At 62.6% G+C, this 4,462-nt stretch carries 3 protein-coding genes; all 3 read right to left on the bottom strand.

What is annotated here, in order from left to right:
- Positions 1–27: 27 nt before the first annotated feature.
- Positions 28–2,883 (bottom strand): aminomethyl-transferring glycine dehydrogenase, encoded by a 2,856-nt coding sequence (gene gcvP, locus AC2FFE_RS20800; RefSeq protein ID WP_496821244.1) that lies wholly within the window; start codon positions 2,881–2,883, stop codon positions 28–30.
- Between the two features lie 113 nt (positions 2,884–2,996).
- Positions 2,997–3,362: a glycine cleavage system protein GcvH gene (gene gcvH / locus AC2FFE_RS20795; RefSeq protein ID WP_496821243.1), complete on the bottom strand. Its 366-nt coding sequence runs from the start codon at positions 3,360–3,362 to the stop codon at positions 2,997–2,999.
- 17 nt (positions 3,363–3,379) lie between these two features.
- On the bottom strand, positions 3,380–4,462 hold a 1,083-nt coding region (gene gcvT / locus AC2FFE_RS20790), incomplete at its 5' end, for a glycine cleavage system aminomethyltransferase GcvT (protein ID WP_496821242.1).

The following is a 4,462-nucleotide window of genomic DNA, read 5'->3' as shown; positions in this document are numbered from 1 at the left end:
GTACTCCCCCTTTGGGGGTGGATGTTTTTATTCAGCGGCTTCGATGTATTCGGTCATTGGGGGGCATGTGCATATGAGGTTTCGGTCGCCATATGCGTTGTCGACGCGGTTGACGGGGGACCAGTATTTGTCGACGCCCATGGAGCCCGGGGGGAAGCAGGCCTGTTCGCGGGTGTAGGGCCGGTCCCAGTCGCCGACCAGATCGCGCACCGTGTGGGGGGCGTTTTTCAGCGGGTTGTTTTCCGCGTCGATCTTGCCGTCGATGATGTCCTGCGCTTCCGAGCGGATCGAGAGCATGGCGTCGCAGAAGCGGTCCAGCTCGGCCTTGGGTTCCGATTCCGTGGGCTCCACCATCAGGGTGCCCGCCACCGGCCAGCTCATCGTCGGCGCGTGGAAGCCGCTGTCGACCAGACGTTTGGCCACGTCATCCACGGTGACATGGGCCGCCTCGTCCAGGGGTCTTGTGTCGAGGATGCATTCATGCGCCACACGGCCGGACTCGGAGGTGTAGAGGATCGGATAGGCATCCTGCAGACGCGCCGCGATGTAATTGGCGTTCAGGATCGCCACTTTGGTCGCCTGGGTCAGACCCGCGCCACCCATCAGCAGCACATAGGCCCATGAGACCGGCAGGATCGAGGGCGAGCCAAACGGCGCGGCTGAGACCGGACCAACGGCGGTGCCGTATTCCGGGTGGCCAGGCAGGTGCTCTTCCAGATGCGCCTTGACGCCGATCGGACCCATGCCGGGGCCGCCGCCGCCATGGGGGATGCAGAAGGTCTTGTGCAGGTTCAGGTGGCTGACATCGCCGCCAATGTCACCGGGACGCGACAGGCCGACCATGGCGTTCATGTTGGCGCCGTCGATATAGACCTGACCGCCGTGATCATGGGTGATCTGGCAGACCTCCTGCACGGTGGTCTCGAATACGCCATGGGTGGACGGATAGGTGATCATGCAGGCGGCCAGATGATCGGAATGCTTCTCGGCCTTGGCGCGGAAGTCAGCCAGATCAATATTGCCATTCTCATCCGCCAGCACCGGCACAACCTGCCAGCCCACCATCTGGGCCGAGGCCGGGTTGGTGCCATGGGCCGAGGTCGGGATCAGGCAGACATTGCGCTGCCCTTCGCCGCGGGCAAAGTGATAGTTGCGGATGGTCAGCAGACCCGCATATTCCCCCTGCGCGCCCGAGTTGGGCTGCTGGGAGATCGCGTCATAGCCGGTGATCTGGCACAGCTTGTCGTTCAGATCGGCGATCATCTCGTGATAGCCCTGCGCCTGATCTTCTGGAACGAAAGGGTGCAGATTGCCGAACTCGGGCCAGGTGACCGGGATCATCTCGATCGTGGCGTTCAGCTTCATGGTGCAGGACCCCAGCGGGATCATCGCCCGGTCCAGCGCCAGGTCGCGGTCGGCCAGGCGGCGCATATAGCGGGTGATCTCGGCCTCGGCCCGGTTCTGGTGGAAGATCGGGTGGGTCAGGTATTCGCTTTCGCGCAGCGCGTAATCGGGCAGGCGATAGGCGACATTTGCACTGTCATCCTGACGATCGATGCCAAAGGCACCCCAGACCGCCTCGATGGTCTCGGGCCGGGTCTGTTCATCCAGGCTGATGCCCACTTTCGTGTCGCCCACCTTGCGCAGGTTCACACCACGCGCCACGGCGGCCTCCATCACGACGTTCTGCAGATGGCCGACCTCAACCGTGATGGTGTCGAAGAACACCTCGGGTTCCACGGCAAAGCCCGCCTCTTCCAGGCCAGCCGCCAGGCGCGAGGTCTTGCGGTGCACCGATTGCGCGATGGCCTTGATGCCATCGGGACCGTGGTACACGGCATACATCGAGGCAATCACCGCCAGCAGCGCCTGCGCAGTGCAGACGTTCGAGTTGGCTTTCTCACGCCGGATGTGTTGCTCGCGGGTTTGCAGCGACAGGCGATAGGCCTTGTTGCCGCGGCTGTCGATGGACACACCGATGATCCGGCCCGGCATCGAGCGTTTCAGCTTGTCGCTGGTCGCCATGTAAGCCGCGTGCGGGCCACCATAGCCCATCGGCACGCCAAAGCGCTGGGTCGAGCCGATGGCAATATCCGCGCCCATCTCACCGGGGGATTTCAGCAGCGCCAGCGACAGGATGTCGGCGGCAACGATGGCAATGGCTTTATGTTCATGCAGCGCCGCAATCTCGGCGGTGAAGTCGCGCACGTGACCGTGGGTGCCCGGATACTGGAAGATCGCGCCAAAGACCGCGCCCGCATCCAGTTGATCGGGATCAGCCACCTGCACGTCGATACCCAGAGGCTCAGCCCGCGTTTTGATCACCGCGATGGTCTGCGGGTGGCAGTTCTTGTCGACAAAGAAAGCCGCGTTGTTGGCCTTGGACCGGCCGCCGCGCTTGGCCATCGCCATCGCTTCGGCGGCTGCTGTGGCTTCGTCCAGCAGCGAGGCGTTGGCCACATCCAGCCCGGTCAGGTCGCTGACCATGGTCTGGAAGTTCAACAGCGCCTCAAGCCGGCCCTGGCTGATCTCGGGCTGATAGGGCGTATAGGCCGTGTACCAGGCCGGGTTTTCCAGAATGTTGCGCAGGATCGGCGCGGGCGTGGTGGTGCCGTAATAGCCCTGACCGATCAGCGAGGTCAGAACGGTGTTCTTGCTCGCCACCTCTTTCATGTGGAACAGCGCGTCGCGTTCCGTCATCGCCGGACCCCAGTCCAGCGGCTCTTTCTGCCGGATCGCGGGCGGGACGGTGGCGTCGATCAGCTGGTCCAGCGTCTTGAAGCCGATCACCTTGAGCATGTCGCGCATCTCGGTCGGGCTGGGCCCGATATGGCGGCGGTTGGCGAAGTCATAGGCTTCGTAATCGGTCAGTTTGAAGGCCATCTGTGCGCTCCTCAAGGATAAGTCAGGTCGGGCGGAGACCGCGCAGGCCTCCGATACATCACGAGCCGGTTCGGCCCAAATGGGCGGAGCCCCGTGCAGGGCTCCGAATGTGTTTAGCCGATGAAGGCCTTGTAGCCAGCCTCGTCCATCAGATCCTCAAGCTGCGCGGCATCCGTGATCTTGATCTTGTAGATCCAGGCCTCACCCTCGGGGTCTTCGTTCAGCGCGCCGGGATTGTCGGCCAGCGCCTCGTTCACTTCCACGATCTCGCCATCGACCGGTGCGTAGAGTTCCGAAGCGGCTTTGACGGATTCGATCACGCCGATCTCACCATCCTTCTCGAACTCATCGCCCGCTTCCTGCTGCTCGACAAACACCACTTCGCCCAGCTGTTCGGCGGCATGTTTGGTGATGCCCAGCGTGGCGGTGTCGCCCTCGACCATCAGCCATTCATGCTCTTCGGAATAATAGGTTGCCATGTCTTTCTCTCCTGGCTTCAACGCTTGTAATTCTGTGTGACAAAGGGCAGCGCCACGATCTCAGCCGGTTGCGCCTTGCCCCGGATGATCAGGTTGACCTTCTCGCCCGGCTCACCATGGCCCGCCGAGACATAGCCCATCGCAACAGGGCCACCCACCGTGGGGCCGAAGCTGCCCGAGGTGATCTGGCCGATGGTGTTGCCATTGGCGCATTGCACCTCGACACCCTGACGGGCAGGCGCGCGGCCATCGGGCTTGATGCCCACCAGCTTGCGCGCCGGACCCTCGGCCAGTTCCTTTTGCACGCGCTCAGCCCCCGGGAACCCGCCCTCTTCCTTGCGGCGCTTCTGGATCGCCCAGCCAAGGCTGGCCTCGATCGGCGAGGTGCTCTGGTCGATGTCATTGCCATAAAGGCACAGACCCGCCTCCAGCCGCAGGCTGTCGCGCGCGCCCAGACCGGCCGCTTCGCAATCTTCATGCGCCAGAAACGCCTTGCTGACCTCGATGGCCTTGTCCTCGGGGATCGAGATCTCGTAGCCATCCTCACCGGTATAACCCAGCCGCGAGATCCGGCATTCGACGCCGTTGATATCCGCCACGGTGGTTTCCATGAACTTCAGGTCCCGCGCCGCAGGGCACAGCGCCCCCACCACGTCTTCGGCTTTGGGCCCCTGCACCGCCACCAGAGCGCGGTCAAAGATCTCGGTCACCTCAACGCCGTCCAGGTTGGCCTGCATATGCGGAATGTCCTGATGCCGCAGCGCCGCGTTCACCACCACAAAGTAATGATCCCCCGCATTCGACACGATCAGGTCATCCATGATCCCGCCATCTTCGTTCGTAAAGAACCCGTACCGCGCCTTGCCGGGCTTCAGCGTCGCATAAGCCTGCGGGCACAAAGCTTCCAGCTTCTCCCCCACATTCTCGCCCCGCAAAATCACCTGACCCATATGAGACACATCAAACAAAGCCGCCTTCTCACGACACTGCTTATGCTCCCCCATAATCCCCAAAGGATACTGTACAGGCATCTCCCATCCCGCAAAATCAACCAACTTTCCTCCCAAACCAACGTGAAGAGAATAAAGAGGGGTGCGTTT

The organism is Ruegeria sp. YTSA168 (assembly GCF_059610045.1).
This window is presented reverse-complemented; position numbering and strand designations above follow the sequence as displayed.

Excerpts from the sequence above, each read along its gene's own strand:
- gcvP (WP_496821244.1), bottom strand. The coding sequence starts at position 2,883 with ATGGCCTTCAAACTGACCGATTACGAAGCCTATGACTTCGCCAACCGC.
- gcvH (WP_496821243.1), bottom strand. The coding sequence starts at position 3,362 with ATGGCAACCTATTATTCCGAAGAGCATGAATGGCTGATGGTCGAGGGC.